At 64.4% G+C, this 13,892-nt stretch carries 17 protein-coding genes; 8 read left to right on the top strand and 9 right to left on the bottom strand.

The window, feature by feature from the left end; genetic code table 11:
• Positions 1–106: 106 nt before the first annotated feature.
• Positions 107–1,189 (top strand): substrate-binding domain-containing protein, encoded by a 1,083-nt coding sequence (locus tag X268_RS11080; RefSeq protein WP_128924985.1) that lies wholly within the window; start codon positions 107–109, stop codon positions 1,187–1,189.
• A gap of 134 nt (positions 1,190–1,323) precedes the next feature.
• Here the strand turns inward: X268_RS11080 and X268_RS11075 are convergent, their stop codons facing one another.
• The 5 genes from X268_RS11075 to X268_RS11055 all read right to left on the bottom strand — a co-directional run bounded on the left by X268_RS11075 (position 1,324) and on the right by X268_RS11055 (position 4,145).
• The gene (locus tag X268_RS11075; RefSeq protein WP_128924984.1) at positions 1,324–1,905 is read right to left on the bottom strand and encodes a TIGR00645 family protein; all 582 of its coding nucleotides are present in this window, start codon (positions 1,903–1,905) and stop codon (positions 1,324–1,326) included.
• Positions 1,906–1,939: 34 nt separating this feature from the next.
• The gene (locus X268_RS11070) at positions 1,940–2,578 is read right to left on the bottom strand and encodes a TerC family protein (RefSeq protein WP_128924983.1); all 639 of its coding nucleotides are present in this window, start codon (positions 2,576–2,578) and stop codon (positions 1,940–1,942) included.
• Positions 2,575–2,937 (bottom strand): hypothetical protein, encoded by a 363-nt coding sequence (locus tag X268_RS11065; protein WP_128924982.1) that lies wholly within the window; start codon positions 2,935–2,937, stop codon positions 2,575–2,577. Before X268_RS11065 ends, X268_RS11070 begins: the two co-directional genes overlap by 4 nt.
• 2 nt (positions 2,938–2,939) lie before the next feature.
• Positions 2,940–3,407: a TerB family tellurite resistance protein gene (locus tag X268_RS11060; RefSeq protein WP_128924981.1), complete on the bottom strand. Its 468-nt coding sequence runs from the start codon at positions 3,405–3,407 to the stop codon at positions 2,940–2,942.
• A 357-nt stretch (positions 3,408–3,764) separates the two neighbouring features.
• Positions 3,765–4,145 carry a nuclear transport factor 2 family protein gene (locus X268_RS11055; RefSeq protein WP_128929218.1) on the bottom strand — a complete coding sequence of 127 codons (381 nt, stop codon included), beginning with the start codon at positions 4,143–4,145 and terminating at the stop codon, positions 3,765–3,767.
• A 133-nt stretch (positions 4,146–4,278) separates the two neighbouring features.
• On the opposite strand from X268_RS11055, the gene X268_RS11050 reads away from it, so the two are divergent.
• The 3 genes from X268_RS11050 to X268_RS11040 all read left to right on the top strand — a co-directional run bounded on the left by X268_RS11050 (position 4,279) and on the right by X268_RS11040 (position 6,601).
• A complete protein-coding gene (locus X268_RS11050; protein WP_128924980.1) occupies positions 4,279–5,106 on the top strand; it encodes a class II glutamine amidotransferase in 828 nt (275 codons plus the stop codon).
• 17 nt (positions 5,107–5,123) lie between these two features.
• Positions 5,124–6,353, top strand: a complete 1,230-nt coding sequence (locus X268_RS11045) for a carboxylate-amine ligase (protein ID WP_128924979.1) — start codon at positions 5,124–5,126, stop codon at positions 6,351–6,353.
• Between the two features lie 62 nt (positions 6,354–6,415).
• Positions 6,416–6,601 carry a hypothetical protein gene (locus tag X268_RS11040; protein WP_128924978.1) on the top strand — a complete coding sequence of 62 codons (186 nt, stop codon included), beginning with the start codon at positions 6,416–6,418 and terminating at the stop codon, positions 6,599–6,601.
• Between the two features lie 13 nt (positions 6,602–6,614).
• Here the strand turns inward: X268_RS11040 and X268_RS40850 are convergent, their stop codons facing one another.
• On the bottom strand, positions 6,615–7,130 hold the full coding sequence (locus X268_RS40850) for a hypothetical protein (RefSeq protein ID WP_245477854.1): 516 nt from the start codon (positions 7,128–7,130) through the stop codon (positions 6,615–6,617).
• A 164-nt stretch (positions 7,131–7,294) separates the two neighbouring features.
• Here X268_RS40850 and X268_RS11030 point away from each other — a divergent pair, with 164 nt between their 5' ends.
• Entirely contained in the window at positions 7,295–8,434 is a 1,140-nt protein-coding gene (locus X268_RS11030) for a hypothetical protein (RefSeq protein ID WP_128924977.1), read from the top strand.
• 11 nt (positions 8,435–8,445) lie between these two features.
• On the opposite strand, the gene gor is transcribed toward X268_RS11030, so the two are convergent.
• From gor to rpiA, 3 genes are all read right to left on the bottom strand, one after another.
• A complete protein-coding gene (gene gor, locus X268_RS11025) occupies positions 8,446–9,834 on the bottom strand; it encodes a glutathione-disulfide reductase (RefSeq protein WP_128924976.1) in 1,389 nt (462 codons plus the stop codon).
• Positions 9,835–9,979: 145 nt separating this feature from the next.
• The gene (locus tag X268_RS11020; RefSeq protein WP_128924975.1) at positions 9,980–10,522 is read right to left on the bottom strand and encodes a DUF2059 domain-containing protein; all 543 of its coding nucleotides are present in this window, start codon (positions 10,520–10,522) and stop codon (positions 9,980–9,982) included.
• A 2-nt stretch (positions 10,523–10,524) separates the two neighbouring features.
• Entirely contained in the window at positions 10,525–11,250 is a 726-nt protein-coding gene (gene rpiA / locus X268_RS11015; protein WP_128924974.1) for a ribose-5-phosphate isomerase RpiA, read from the bottom strand.
• Between the two features lie 157 nt (positions 11,251–11,407).
• Between rpiA and X268_RS11010 the strand changes: the two genes are divergently transcribed.
• The 3 genes from X268_RS11010 (at position 11,408) to moaA (ending at position 13,862) form a co-directional block, all read left to right on the top strand.
• Complete coding sequence (locus X268_RS11010) at positions 11,408–12,082, top strand: HAD family hydrolase (protein WP_128924973.1); 675 nt, start codon at positions 11,408–11,410, stop codon at positions 12,080–12,082.
• A gap of 156 nt (positions 12,083–12,238) precedes the next feature.
• A complete protein-coding gene (locus tag X268_RS11005; protein ID WP_128924972.1) occupies positions 12,239–12,733 on the top strand; it encodes a hypothetical protein in 495 nt (164 codons plus the stop codon).
• 109 nt (positions 12,734–12,842) lie between these two features.
• Positions 12,843–13,862 (top strand): GTP 3',8-cyclase MoaA, encoded by a 1,020-nt coding sequence (gene moaA, locus X268_RS11000; protein ID WP_128924971.1) that lies wholly within the window; start codon positions 12,843–12,845, stop codon positions 13,860–13,862.
• The last annotated feature ends 30 nt before the right edge of the window (positions 13,863–13,892 follow it).

Genomic DNA, 13,892 nt, shown 5'->3' with positions numbered 1-13,892 from the left:
CTCCGTTTCTGGTATTCCAGACTAGGCGCCTTTCAACCGGAGTAAATATGATATGTTCTGCAGATGGATCCCCAATATATGAAGTTGAATTCATAAGGAAGCCCCGATGCTTCAGATCGAGATCGAGGCCGTCTGGCGATTCCGTCGCGAGGGTAGTCCGCGGACCGTCGCCGTCATGCTCGGCGTGCTCAACGAAATCCGGAGGACCGGCAAGATCACCAGCGCGGCCAGCGACGCGCATCTATCCTATCGCCACGTCTGGAATCTCATCGAGCAATGGTCGGAGTTCTTCGGAACGCCCCTGGTCGAGACCCAGCGCGGCAAGGGCTCAAAGCTCACGCCGTTCGGCGAGCGGCTGGTGTGGGCCGGCGAGCGCATGCAGGCGCGGCTCGGGCCCCAGCTCGAAAACCTCGCGCAGGAGCTCGCCAGCGAGATCAAGCCGTTCCTCGAGCAGCGTCCGTCCGTGATCCGCGTGCATGCCAGCCACGGCTTTGCCGTGGCGAAGCTGCGCGAATTCCTCGACCGCGAGCCCGGCATCGGCGTCGACCTGCGCTATGTCAGCAACCAGCATTCGCTGGTCTCGCTGGCACAGGGCGCCTGTGACCTCTCCGGCTTGCATCTGCCGCACGGCGCGCTTCGCGCGCAAGGCATCAAGGCCGCCCGCGAATGGCTCGACCCGCGCGAGGACCGCATCATCAGCTTCGTCACGCGCGAGATGGGACTGATGGTCGCGCGCGGCAATCCGCTGCGCATCGCCTCGCTCGACGATCTCGCCAAGCCAGGCGTCCGCTTTGTCAACCGCGACCATGATTCCGGCACGCGCCTGCTGTTCGACCAGTTGCTTGCCGCCAACGGCGTCGACGAGAGCAGGATCAACGGCGCGCAGCAGATCGAATTCACCCACGCCGCGGTCGCGGCCTATGTCGCGAGCGGCATGGCCGACGCCTGCTTCGGCGTCGAGGCGGCTGCCCGCCAGTTCGGGCTCGATTTCATCCGGATCCTCACCGAGGACTATTTCTTCGTCTGCAAGCGCGCTTTCCTCGAGCCCGAGCCGATGCAACGCATCCTCGATATCGTCCGCAGTCACGATTTTCGCGCGGCAATCGCCACCCTGCCCGGCTACACCGCATCCGATACGGGCGAGGTCACCGGCGTGAAGGCGTTCCTGGAGATGCACGCCGTGCGATGATGTTGAGTGGTGCGATCGCTCTGTCCGCGACGGGCAAGAGCGGCACTCTCGTCGAGCAAGTCCAAGAGATGCCCGTCATGCCGCGTGCGAGCGCCAGACCACGTCCCCACGTCCGACGCCATAATCCACAGTGCTCAGCCGTGGCCGGACTCCTTGCGATGGCCGTTGTCGCTGAGACGATCGACCCAGGCGATGCCGATCGCCGAGATGATGAAGGTCATGTGGATCAGCCCCTGCCACATCACGCCGGTCTCGGTGAAATTGCTGCGCGTGGTGCCGAGATTGCCGGCCTCGATGAAGGTCCTCAGCAAGGAGATCGAGGAGATGCCGATGATCGCCATCGCAAGCTTGATCTTGAGCACGCTGGCATTGACATGGCTCAGCCATTCGGGCTCGTCGGGATGGCCGGTCAGGTTCAAGCGAGAAACGAAAGTCTCGTAGCCACCGACGATCACCATGATCAGAAGGTTCGAGATCATGACGACGTCGATCAGACCGAGCACGACCAGCATGATCTGCTGCTCGCTGGCGTCGAACGAATGCGCGACCAGATGCCAGAGCTCTTTCAGGAACAGCAGCACATAGACGGCCTGCGCGACGATCAGGCCGACATAGAGCGGCACTTGCAGCCAACGCGAGCCAAAGATGAGCTGCGCGAACAGGCCGAGTCGCGGTGGCGCGGCGGCCGCCAAAGGTGCTTTGGATTCAGACGACATGGATCACTCCGGATTGCAGACAGAAGGCGCCGCCTCAAAGACTCGCGATGACGGGAGCGAGTTCGAGCGAGCCGCGATAGATCATCTCGAAGGCGACGTAAATGATAATGGCGAGACCGATATAGGCGATCCAGCGCTGCTTCTGGAGCACGCGGCCGAGCAGATCGGCGGCGACGCCCATCATCGCGACTGACAGCAACAGGCCGAAGGCGAGGATGTAGGGGTGCTCGCGCGCGGCGCCCGCGACCGCGAGCACGTTGTCGAGCGACATCGAGACGTCGGCTGCGACGATCTGCACCGCAGCCTGGCCGAAGGTCTTTCGCTGCACCGGCGCAGCATCCGTGCCGCCGCCATGGCTGAACGCCAGCTGCCTTGAATGCGCCGCCTGCTCGCGCAGCTCGCGCCACATCTTCCAGCAGACCCAGAGCAGCAGCACGCCACCGGCGAGCAGCAGGCCGATGACCTGCAGCAGCTGGGTCGCGACGCCGGCGAAGACGATGCGCAGTGCAGTGGCGGCGGCAATGCCCACGATGATGGCGCGGCGGCGCTGCTCGAGCGGCAGTCCCGCTGCGGCGAGGCCGATGACGACGGCATTGTCGCCGGCGAGAACGAGGTCGATCAGGACGACCTGAAGCAGCGCAGTCAGCGCGTCGGGCGTGATGAATTCAGTCATGTTTGATCATTTTTCGATGCAGACGGATCGAGCCAATGCGGCTTTCGGCGCTCGATCCAGTCGAAGACCTTGGAGCGGGAGGACCGCAGCGCAGGCACGTCCTCGGCGAGCAGCGCGAGGCCGAGCGGCAGCATCCAGATGCCGAGCACCGGCAGGATGGACAGCACCCCGCCGACCACCAGCAGCGTGCCCGAGGGGATCCTCACCCAGCGGCTGGACGGCTTGAGCAGATAGGCGACGGTGTCGCCCATGCGCGGCGGCAGGCGGTGGACGAGCTTGTCGAAGCGCGGGTCTCCGCCGGCCATCTGGCCGGTGTTGCCCTCGGTTTTCGTCGTCCGCTCGTCCGAAACTGCGCTCATGCTTACTCCTTCAAGGCGGCCTGCCGTGCGGCGCCCGCCGCAGTCGCGACGACCGGCTTCGCGCGCGGCAGCACCAGCGTCAGCAAGCGCAACAATTTGATCGCCTGCACTTCGTGGGGATGGACGTCTTCGTCGGCAGCCGCGACCCTCTCCGAAAGTTCCATCAGATGCGACGACAACGGCATGTCCGAGACCGGCCGCAGCGTGTCGATCACGACGTTGGCAAAGTCTGGCTCCTCCAGCCGTTCGGCGAGCGCATCGAACATTGCAAACAGCCTCTCGTCGTCGAGATGCGGCGCCAACTTGCGATCCCGGATGAACCGGATCACCTCGTCGCGCTCGACCGGCGAGACCCGCCGGTCGGCCACCGCGACCAGCGCGCCAGCAATCACCAGCGCAGCCGCCGCCTGCTCGTTCAGGCTGGACGGCTCTGCGATCTCGATCGGATTTGAATGCTTGGGGTCAGTCATCGTTGCTCCCTAATCTTGCGAGATGGCCGCACGGAGCTGCGATGGGGACGATGAGGTCGGAGAGAACATTGAGGGCCCGACGATCGGCCAATCCATCGCATTCGCGCGGGACAGGTCATCCGACATCACGAGGTTTGCCGACATCGTCGGCGTCCTCGCCAGAGGGGCCCGGATTCTTGTTCGTGCCAGAGATAACGGCGGGTCTGTCGGAATCAAGGCGGTAGGTCTGCGACCAGCCGCCGCATCGGTTCCGAGTTGCTGTGCTTGGTTAAGAAGTCATGCGACCCATGGTCGTGTTCCGGAGGCCCAACTGCATGAACCACAGCTCTGCAGCGCCCCGCCGCCAACCGCGTCAACCTACCCCGGGCGCTCGACCAAATGCGCACGTGACGGCGCGGGATCAAACCGGTCGCCGAAATATTGCGTCTCGTGCGCCACCAGTCCGTCGCGAAATTCCATGATGCTCACGACGTAAGACGGCACACCATCATAGCTCAGCACGAATTCGCTCACCCAGAGATCACCGCCCCCAATGATCCGCCTGACCGTGAAGCGCTTCCGGTTCGGCTGCGCGAACCGGCTCTCCTGAATGTTCCTGCGGCCGCGGATTCGTTCGCCGGACTGCGGATAGTCGAGCACCGCATCCTCACGATAGATATCATGCTCGGCTTCGAAATCATTGGCATCCGAGGCGGACCAATGGCGCTGAAGCGCGGTCAATATGGCTTTATCGTTCATCTCGTTCTCCGATCTCCACTTCTCACATCGTAACACCGAAACCAGGGTTGTGATCTCTGCTTCGCACCGGGAACACGAGACCGCCACGCCGGTTAGTGCAATCACGACCCATCCGCCGTCTTCAGGAATTGCCATGTGCCGCTGGATCGCATACCGGGGCGAGACGACGTCTTTCGAGCCCTATGTCACCGAACCCGAGCATTCGCTGGTCGCGCAGAGCATCCGCTCGCTGCAATCCACGGCGGGCTCGAACGGCGACGGCTTTGGTCTCGGCTGGGACGGCGAGCATCCCGAGCCCGGCCTCTATCGCGAGACGCGCCCGGCCTGGTCGGACGAAAACTTGCGTTATCTTTGCCGGCATCTGCGGTCGCATTTGTTCTTTGCCCATGTGCGCGCGGCTACCGGCACGGCGGTGACGCGGCAGAATTGCCATCCCTTTGCCTGCGGCCACTGGATGTTCATGCACAACGGATTCGTCGGAAGCTGGAATCGGCTGCGCCGCAAGGTCGAGGCGCTGATTCCCGATGCGTTCTATCCGTCGCGGCTGGGCACCACGGATTCGGAAGCCGTGTTCCTGGCGATGATGGGGGCCGGTCTCGACAGCGATCCGCTTGAGGCGACGCGGCGCGTGCTGCAGGCCCTTATCGGCCTCGTCAATGAAGGCCACTTGCGCGAACGGCTGCGCTTCACCAGTGCAATCGCAAACGGCAAGGATCTCTTCGCCTTCCGCACGGCGGTCAACGATGCCGCGAACACACTCTATTTTCGCGAGGACGCCGGTCAGGTGGTCGTCGTGTCCGAGCCGTTCGACAAGGAAGAGAACTGGGCCGAAGTGCCGCCCAATCACGCGTTGATCGCGCGCGCGTCCGAAAGCGTGAAGATTGTTCCGTTCGACGTGACAATTTGCAGTAGCGCCGAGAGGGAACCCGCTCCTGCCAGAAGGATTAGTGCCCGCAGGTGATTTTTGCCGGGTGGGACATGACCTTTGCTTCGGACGTTTTGAAACTGCTGCGCCTCGATTCCTCTCACGACAGGCAGCACCTCGTCATTCGCTCGGCCGGCGCAGGCGGCAAGGCGGCCGAATATTCCTTCGGCATCGAAGAGGAATACTTCCTGGCTGACTGCCGCAGCTTCGAGGTTGCGATCCAAACTCCCAACGAGCTGTTCGAGTCGGCGAACTGGTCGACCGGCGGCCAGGCCATGCGCGAGATGCTGCAATCCCAGCTCGAGGTCGCCACTAACGTGCACGTCGACGTCAACGACGCCCGCGAAGAGCTTCGCTTCCTGCGGCGCGAGGTCGCGAACGTCGCCGCGCAATACGGCTTCGTGATCATGGCCTGCGGCACGCACCCGACCGCGGTGTGGCGCATGTCGCAACCGAGCCCGAAGCCGCGCTATGAGGAGATGATCGAGGACCTGCGCAGCATCGGCCATCGCAACATGATGTGCGGCATGCATGTGCATGTCCAGCTGCCCGATCCCGAGAGGCGCATGGCGGTGATGCGGGCGATGCTGCCGCATCTGCCGCTTTTCATCGCGCTGTCGGCGTCCTCTCCGTTTTGGAATTCGCACAAGACCGGACTGAAAGGTTACCGGCTCGCCGCCTATTCCGAGCTGCCCCGCACCGGCCTGCCCGAACTCTTCGAAAGCCGACAGGACTACGACGAATATGTCGGCGCCTTGCAGCGCTCGGGGGTGATTCCCGACGAAAGCCACATCTGGTGGGCCATGCGCCCTTCGATGCGGCATCCGACGCTCGAGCTCCGTGCGCCCGACACCTGCACCTTCGTCGACGATGCCGTTGCCATCGCCTCGCTCTATCGCTGCCTGACGCGCCACCTCTATCTCCGGGCTCATATGTCCCGCGAGGTCACGGCGGTCGAACGCGCGATCGCGGTGGAGAACAAATGGCGCGCTCAGCGCTACGGAACCGATTGCATCTTTGCCTCCAGAGACGGACCGGTCACGATCTCGGAGATGCTCTCCCGAATCATCGATGACATCGCCGAGGACGCGGACGCTCTGGGCTGCGCCGCCGAGATCGAGCATTGCCGCATCATTGTGGACCGGGGCAGCTCGGCTGAATTCCAGCTTCGCGTCTATCGCGAAAACGGCGACGACATCGCAGCCGTGTCACGATGGATCGCCGAATCGACGATCTCGGGAACGAGTGCCCCGATCGGGCAAAGTACCCCAGCGCCGTCATAGCGCCCGCGCAAGCTTCACGAGCGAGAACGTCATCTCTGGATTTCGTCGCCGTGGGGGAAAGTATGACTGACATTGCCTGGTGCGCCGGCTGCGGCCACAGCCTGGTCCCGATCCTGTCCGAGAACGGCCGCGCGCGACCGAGCTGCTTCTGGTGCGAGGGTGTCGATGCTCAGGCCATGGAGATGGCAAAATGGGCGGACAGCCCGGCCGGCAAGCCGGATCGGGCCGCGCCTCACGCTCTCGATTGAGCCGCGCTCCGCGTCAGGCCCGTGCCACGACGCGCGGACGAAACACGGACTCTACGGTCGGGGCAAGCGCGGCCGGCTTTCGCGTCGGCCGGCGCCGCGGGATGAAGAAGCTGTTCACGATGATCGGCTCCTGATCGCCGAGCGCGATCCGCTCTTTCGCGAGCAGGCTCATGACCGAACGCATCTTCATGACCTCCTGGGCCACGAAGCTGCAGTCCTCATCGCGATTGATCTGCTCGTGCATGATCGCTTCGGCTTCGCGCATGCTGATGCGCAGCGCTCTGATGGTTCTGCGAATTTCGCTGATGCGGTTGTCCATGGCTGCCTCCATCTCGGATGCAGCATAAGAACAAAACATGAACAATCTGTCAATCGCCGCTTCTACGGTGGCGATATTATCGCCGGGCGCAAGGGCGGCATCGCGCCGGCGCCGGCAACGCCGCTGCACGCGTCCTGATGAGGCTTGCTGACAAATTAGACAGGTCCCGTCGCTGCCCTGGAAGGCGCCGGCCCGCGCGCGGCGTCTCACGATCCGAACGGGCCGTCAACTAACGTCCCGTGCAACCTCCGGATTTTTCCCGCGCCGGTGCCTCCGCGTCACCCTGCTGGGCCCGTCTGCTGCCTTGCAAACCAACTGGCCCAAAATTCGCAATGACATTGCCGGCGAAGCAACGGCGCAGAGCGGAGAACGTCATGAACGTGCATGCTGCGGGCGATCTCAAGACGACCGGCCTCACCCATCCGAACGGCGCGCCGCTCCGCCTCAACACGCAGGACTTCGTCGCCATCGACCGCGACCGGAATGCGAAGTTCGAGGCGACCTATCGGCCGCAAGCGCTCTACAACCGCGCCAACGAAGGCTTTCACGCCAACAATGAACCCTTCCTGCTCCACGAGGTCGCGACGACCCTGCCGATCTATCGCCCCGACACCGGGCCGACCGACTTTCATCTGCATCTGCCGCCCGGCGGCTTTCAGCTCGTGTTGGTGACCTCGGGCGCATTCACCTTCGACTATGATGGCCGCTGGTACAATGTTGGCCCCGGCGCGGTGATGCTGCAAAGCGCGATCGTGCACCGCCAGCTGTTCTACACCTGGTCGGGACTGTCGACCGAAGAGAATCTGAAGACGCCGCAGACGGTGGTGCCCGATCCGATCTCGATGGGCTATTCCGGCAAATTCCTCGAAGCCTTCATCACCGATCCCACCACCTTTCCGAACCCGACCATCGTCGGTCCCGAGCAGATCAACGAGGACGAAACGCCGCGCGTGGCCTGGAGCCATCCGCTGCATGACCGCCCGGCCGATGCCGGCTTCTGGCTTCAGGATCCCCTGTCACTGGACGCGCTGTTCAAGCCGCTCACCGATGGTTCGGTCAAATCGTCAAAGCCCGTTTACGTGCGCGACATCGGCATCGAGATTCCGAGTGGGCATCTCGTTACCGGCCACATCATCGCGACCGACCCGCATGGCCACGCGCTCCTGCCGAAGAGCACGTCGAGCGCCGCGGACCCGACCTGCTTTGCCAAGGGCGAGGTCGTGATCTACCGCGTCATTCGCGGCACCGCCGAGTTCAGGAAGAAGTCCGGCGAGAGCTTCGAGCTCTCTGCCGGCGATGTCGTGACCGCGGGCAAGGAATCGATCAGCCTCATTGGCGTCGGTGAAAACACCCAGGTCCTCCGCCTCGGCCTGCTCAAGGGCATGAACGAGCTACGCAGCTGGACGCCGACGCAGCGTGACGAGATCGACGGACTCGCCGGCCAGATCATCACGCACAAGGACATCCGCCCCCTGCGCACCGAAGGCAAGCCGGTCGGATATCTGTACGCGTAGGCGCCGCCGCCCTACTCCGCCGCCTGGCGCACGTGCCGCGCGGTCGGCGTGCGCATGGTGACGAGTTCCTCGGCCGCGCTCGGATGCAGCGCGATCGTCGCGTCGAAATCGGCCTTGGTCGCCTTCATCTTCACTGCGATCGCGACCGCTTGCGTGATTTCGGCAGCGGCATCGCCGACGATGTGGCAGCCCAGCACGCGATCGGTCGTGCCGTCGACCACGAGCTTCATCAGCACGCGTGTGTCGCGGCCGGACATGGTCGCCTTGATCGGACGGAACGTCGTCTTGTAGATGTCGACGTGGCTGAACTGGGCGCGCGCCTCGGTTTCCGTCAAGCCGACGGCGCCGACCTCCGGCTGCGAGAACACGGCGGTCGGAATGTTGGTGTGATCAACCGTCACTTCGCGCTTGCCGAACACGGTGTCGGCGAAGGCATGCCCCTCGCGGATGGCGACCGGGGTCAGGTTGAAGCGATGGGTGACGTCGCCGATCGCGTAGATGCTGTCGACCGAGCTCCTGGAGAAATGATCGACCGCGATGCCGCCGTTCTCAGGGTTGATGGCAACGCCGGCCTTCTCCAGCCCGAGATTGGCGACCGCCGGATGGCGGCCGATCGCGAACATCACCTGGTCGGAGGCGAGGCTCGATCCGTTCGACAGATGCGTGGTGAACTCCTCGCCGTGCCGATCGACCTTGGCCACCGTGCAGCCGGTGAGGATGGTGATGCCCTGCTTCTCCATCTCGGCTCGGACATGGGCGCGCACGTCCTCGTCGAAACCGCGAAGGATGTTGTCGCCGCGATAGATCACCGTGACGTCGGAGCCGAAGCCGGCGAAGATGCCGGCGAATTCCAGCGCGATGTAGCCGCCGCCCTGGATCACGATCCGCCTCGGCAGCTTCTTGAGATGGAATGCCTCGTTGGAGGAGATCACGTGCTCGATGCCGGGAATCGCCGCGCCGTGATTGGGCGCGCCGCCGGTAGCGATCAGAATGTATCTTGCCGTGATCTTCCTGTCGTTCTCGAGCAGACGGACGGTGTGCTTGTCCTCGATCACCGCGCGGCTCTTGACGATTTGCGCGCCCGACTTCTCGACGTTTGCCGTGTAGGCCGCCTCCAGCCGCGCAATCTCCTTGTCCTTGTTGGCGATCAGCGTCGGCCAGTCGAAGGTCGCAGGCGGCACGGTCCAGCCGAAGCCTGCGGCGTCCTCGAGCTCCTGACGGACATGCGAGCCGATCACCAACAGCTTCTTCGGCACGCAGCCGCGGATCACGCAGGTCCCGCCCATGCGATACTCTTCCGCGATCATCACGCGGGCGCCGTGACCGGCCGCGATGCGGGCGGCACGCACGCCGCCCGAACCGCCACCGATGACGAAGAGGTCGACGTCGAATTCAGCCATTGTCCACTCCGACCTCTAAAGCATGGTTCGGACCCGGAGGGCCGCGCCAGCGCAAAGTGTGTAGCGGTTTTCCGAGAAGACCATGCTCAATAACAACCTGAAGCGCGATGACGCGCTCTAGGAACTCCCTGTCAGATAGTGTCTGTCAGATTTCCTTGCCACGCTTGCGCATCTCGGCGCGGAAGGCCCCCATCACGGTCTCGGAGAAGTTCTGGGCCCAGGAGTTCATGAAGGCCATGCTGAGCCCGATAGCGCGCGGCTCGGCCTCGATCAGCTTCTTGCCCAGCGGTGACTTGTAGAACGTGACGAGATCCTTCAGCTCCTGTTCGGTGAACTCGCTGGCATAGATTTGCGCCATGCCTTCGCCGATCTCGTTCTGGCGGCCGGCGAGCTGCTGGGCCACGACCGTCGCGACCTCGTTGAGGTCCTTCTGGTAGTTCAGATTCTGCTGGATCAGCGCGATCTTGGTCTTCTCGACGAGGCCGGGCACGGCGCCCGTATACATCGCGTTGGCGTTCTTGATCTGCAGGATCTCCTTGGCCGCCGCGATCGCCGCAGGCGAGGCCTTCGACTGGGCCGGCGCCGCGGGAGCCTTCTGGGCCGGCTGCTGGCCTGCGGCCGGGACGGCCGCGACGGCCAATCCCGCAGCGAGGGTCACGGCCGGCAAGAACTTCAAAACGCTCTTCATTCCTAGTCTCCTTTCGGCTTTCGCCGTTCAATCACGCGAATTCCCTCAGCACCCGCCAGAACGGCAGAGCTGGCCAAGCCGATGAACAGCCCGTGCTCGACCACGCCCGGAATCGCACTCAACGCCTTGGCGAGACCGGCTGGATCCTGGATCCGTCCGAGCTGGGCATCGACGATCCAGTGGCCGCCGTCGGTGACGAAAACGTGGCCGTCCTTATCCCCGCCTTTGGCCTTGCGGACCGCCATTTGCCCGGAAACGCCGCATTCGGCAAATGCCTTCTCGATCGCGCGGCGCGTGGCGCCAAGCCCGAACGGAATGACCTCGACCGGCAGCGGAAACTTGCCGAGGGTCGGCACCCATTTGGTATCGTCGGCAATCACGATCATGCGATCCGAGGCCGCCGCCACGATCTTCTCGCGCAGGAGCGCGCCGCCGCCGCCCTTGATCAGATTGAGCTCGGGATCGATCTCGTCGGCGCCGTCGACCGTGATGTCGAGATGGTCGACCTCATCGAGCGTGGTCAGCGGCACGCCGCAGCGCTCCGCGTCGGCCCGCGTCGCCTCGGAGGTCGGCACGCCGATCACCTTGAGCCCGGCGGCGACGCGCTCGCCGAGCAGCTCGACGAAATGCTTGGCGGTCGAGCCGGTGCCGAGCCCGAGCTGCATGCCGTCCCGCACCTCCTCGAGCGCGCGCGCGGCGGCCTGCCGCTTCAACTGGTCCATGTTCACGTCTGCGCCCGCCTCTCAAATCCGGGAGATGCGCCGCCGAAGGCGGCCGCTTTCGGCGGCCTATGTAGCCTCGTTTGCCTCGCGGGAACAGACCTATAAGGTGATCTTATGGGCCCGCCCCTTGCGTGGACACGACCGGGCCGGTAGCGCTGGAATCATGACCTCCCTTCACACCATCGTCTTCGATCTCGACGGCACGCTTGTGGATACGGCGCCCGACCTGATCACCGCGCTCAATTACGTGCTCGACCGCGAAGGCCTGCCGCCCGTGCCGATGGCCTCGGCCCGCAACATGATCGGCGCCGGCGCCCGCAAGCTGATCGAGCGGGGGCTGGAAGCGGAGGGCCGCTCGGTCACCCCTGCCGACATGGACCGCATGACCGCGGACTTCATCGCCTATTACGCCGACCATATCGCGGTCGAATCCCGCCCCTTCGAGGGGCTCGAAGCCGCGCTCGACCAGTTCTCGGCGCAAGGCCATCGCCTCGCGGTCTGCACCAACAAGCTGGAATGGCTGTCCAAGCGCCTGCTGGACCAGCTCGACCTCAGCCGCCGCTTCGCGGCGATCTGCGGCGCCGACACCTTTGGCGTCCAGAAGCCAGATCCGACCATTTTCCGCGAAACCGTGGCGCGCGCCGGCGGAGAGGTCAAAGCCAGCATCATGGTCGGCGATGCCGGAACCGATGTCGGCGTCGCCCGCCGGGCCGGGGTGCCGGTGATCGGGGTCAGCTTCGGCTATACGGACGTGCCGATCGCCGAGCTGAAGCCCGACCGGCTGATCCATCACATGCGCGACCTGCCGGCCGCCGCCAGCAGCCTGATGACGGCATAACGCCATCAAGCCATTCAAATTACGACACTATTCCGCGGCGCCCCGCGTTAACCATTCATTAACTATGCGTGCCCCGCCGGTTGCCTGCCCCAAGCGACGCTCCTAAGGTCCGCGCGGGGTTATGTGGCGGTTCGTCGCAGTTGAAGTGGATGGGTCATGCGTGGTGTCAGCGCGGTTGCGTTAGTGGGAGCGAGCGTCTTGGGAGCGGCAAGCCTTGGCGGCTGCTCCTCGATGTCCTGGGACATGTTCAAATCGGCGCCGCCGACCGTCCAGGTCCGGCTCGAATCCAATCCCCCGGGTGCCGACGCCACGACCTCGCTCGGCCCCGGCTGCAAGACGCCCTGCTCCGTCTCGGTTCCCGCCCCCGACGCCCCCTTCACGGTCGCTTTCGCGCTGCCGAAGTACCAGCCGGTAAGCGTCCCGGTGAACGTGATCAAGACTCCCGGCGATTTCACAACGCCCGCTTCGGTCACCACGGACCCGAATCCGGTCTTTGCGGAACTTCAGCCGGCCAGCCCGCCCAAGCCGGTTCGCAAGCCGCACCGGCCCCGGAAGCCGAAGCCGGCCGCAGCGGCACCTGCCGCAGCACCGGCTGAGGCGGCCCCGGCCGCGGCCTCGCCGTTCCCCGATCCGAACGCCGGCCGGCGCTGAACTTACGTATCCCCCCGATTGTCCTCGTCGCATCCGATGCTTAGATTGCGTCCCCGAGCACCGCTGAAGCAAAGGTGCGCCCGTCGCCGTAAGTGACAAGGCCTCTTCCATGAACGGATTCGCCGCGCTGTCGACCCCAATGACCGATCCGTTCGGGCGGACCATCAGCTATTTGCGCGTTTCCGTCACCGACCGCTGCGACCTGCGCTGCTTCTACTGCATGTCGGAAGACATGACGTTCCTGCCCAAGGCCGACCTGTTGACGCTGGAGGAGCTCGACCGGCTCTGCTCGGCTTTCATCGCCAAGGGAGTCAAGAAGCTGCGGCTCACCGGCGGCGAGCCGCTGGTCCGGCGCAACGTGATGACGCTGGTGCGCTCGCTGTCGCGGCATCTGTCGAGCGGCGCGCTGAACGAGCTGACACTGACGACCAACGGCACCCAGCTGGCGAAATACGCCAGCGAGCTTGCCGATTGCGGGGTCCGCCGCATCAACGTCTCGCTCGACACGCTCGATCCCAAGAAGTTTCGCGAGATCACCCGCTGGGGCGAGATCGACAAGGTGCTGGAAGGCATCGAGGCCGCGCGCGCCGCAGGACTCGCCGTGAAGATTAACGCGGTGGCCCTGAAGAATCTCAACGAGGACGAGCTGCCTTCGCTGATGCGCTGGGCCCACGGCAAGGGCATGGGCCTGACACTGATCGAGGTCATGCCGATGGGCGAGATCGGCTCGGGGCGGATCGACCAGTACCTGCCGCTGTCGCTGGTGCGTGCGCGCCTCGCCCAGCAATTCACGCTGACGGATCTGGCCGAGAGCACCGGCGGTCCGGCCCGCTATGTCAGCGTCGCCGAGACCGGCGGCAAGCTCGGCTTCATCACGCCGATGACGCATAATTTCTGCGAATCCTGCAACCGGGTTCGCATCACCTGCACGGGAACGCTGCATACCTGCCTCGGCCACGAGGACGCCTCGGACTTGCGCAAACCTCTGCGTGCATCTGACGACGACATGCTGCTTGCGGATGCGATCGACCGCGCCATCGGCCTCAAGCCCAAGGGCCACGATTTCATCATCGACCGTCGCCATGACCGCCCCAGCGTCAGCAGGCACATGAGCGTCACCGGCGGCTGACACCGTTGGACTACGGCCTTATTCCCCTTA

The organism is Bradyrhizobium guangxiense (assembly GCF_004114915.1).
Lineage (GTDB): Bacteria > Pseudomonadota > Alphaproteobacteria > Rhizobiales > Xanthobacteraceae > Bradyrhizobium > Bradyrhizobium guangxiense.
Note: the sequence above shows the minus strand (reverse complement) of the source record. Positions and strands in the feature narration are given on the sequence as shown.

What these genes read in the sequence shown, in the direction of transcription:
- X268_RS11040 (WP_128924978.1), top strand. Translation starts at nt 6,416, where the DNA reads ATGACTGACATTGCCTGGTGCGCCGGCTGCGGCCACAGCCTGGTCCCG.
- X268_RS11070 (WP_128924983.1), bottom strand. Translation starts at nt 2,578, where the DNA reads ATGACTGAATTCATCACGCCCGACGCGCTGACTGCGCTGCTTCAGGTC.
- moaA (WP_128924971.1), top strand. Translation starts at nt 12,843, where the DNA reads ATGAACGGATTCGCCGCGCTGTCGACCCCAATGACCGATCCGTTCGGG.
- X268_RS11055 (WP_128929218.1), bottom strand. Translation starts at nt 4,145, where the DNA reads ATGAACGATAAAGCCATATTGACCGCGCTTCAGCGCCATTGGTCCGCC.
- X268_RS11010 (WP_128924973.1), top strand. Translation starts at nt 11,408, where the DNA reads ATGACCTCCCTTCACACCATCGTCTTCGATCTCGACGGCACGCTTGTG.
- X268_RS11020 (WP_128924975.1), bottom strand. Translation starts at nt 10,522, where the DNA reads ATGAAGAGCGTTTTGAAGTTCTTGCCGGCCGTGACCCTCGCTGCGGGA.
- X268_RS11075 (WP_128924984.1), bottom strand. Translation starts at nt 1,905, where the DNA reads ATGTCGTCTGAATCCAAAGCACCTTTGGCGGCCGCCGCGCCACCGCGA.
- X268_RS11005 (WP_128924972.1), top strand. Translation starts at nt 12,239, where the DNA reads ATGCGTGGTGTCAGCGCGGTTGCGTTAGTGGGAGCGAGCGTCTTGGGA.
- X268_RS11045 (WP_128924979.1), top strand. Translation starts at nt 5,124, where the DNA reads ATGACCTTTGCTTCGGACGTTTTGAAACTGCTGCGCCTCGATTCCTCT.
- X268_RS11080 (WP_128924985.1), top strand. Translation starts at nt 107, where the DNA reads ATGCTTCAGATCGAGATCGAGGCCGTCTGGCGATTCCGTCGCGAGGGT.
- gor (WP_128924976.1), bottom strand. Translation starts at nt 9,834, where the DNA reads ATGGCTGAATTCGACGTCGACCTCTTCGTCATCGGTGGCGGTTCGGGC.
- X268_RS11030 (WP_128924977.1), top strand. Translation starts at nt 7,295, where the DNA reads ATGAACGTGCATGCTGCGGGCGATCTCAAGACGACCGGCCTCACCCAT.
- X268_RS11050 (WP_128924980.1), top strand. Translation starts at nt 4,279, where the DNA reads ATGTGCCGCTGGATCGCATACCGGGGCGAGACGACGTCTTTCGAGCCC.
- X268_RS11060 (WP_128924981.1), bottom strand. Translation starts at nt 3,407, where the DNA reads ATGACTGACCCCAAGCATTCAAATCCGATCGAGATCGCAGAGCCGTCC.
- X268_RS11065 (WP_128924982.1), bottom strand. Translation starts at nt 2,937, where the DNA reads ATGAGCGCAGTTTCGGACGAGCGGACGACGAAAACCGAGGGCAACACC.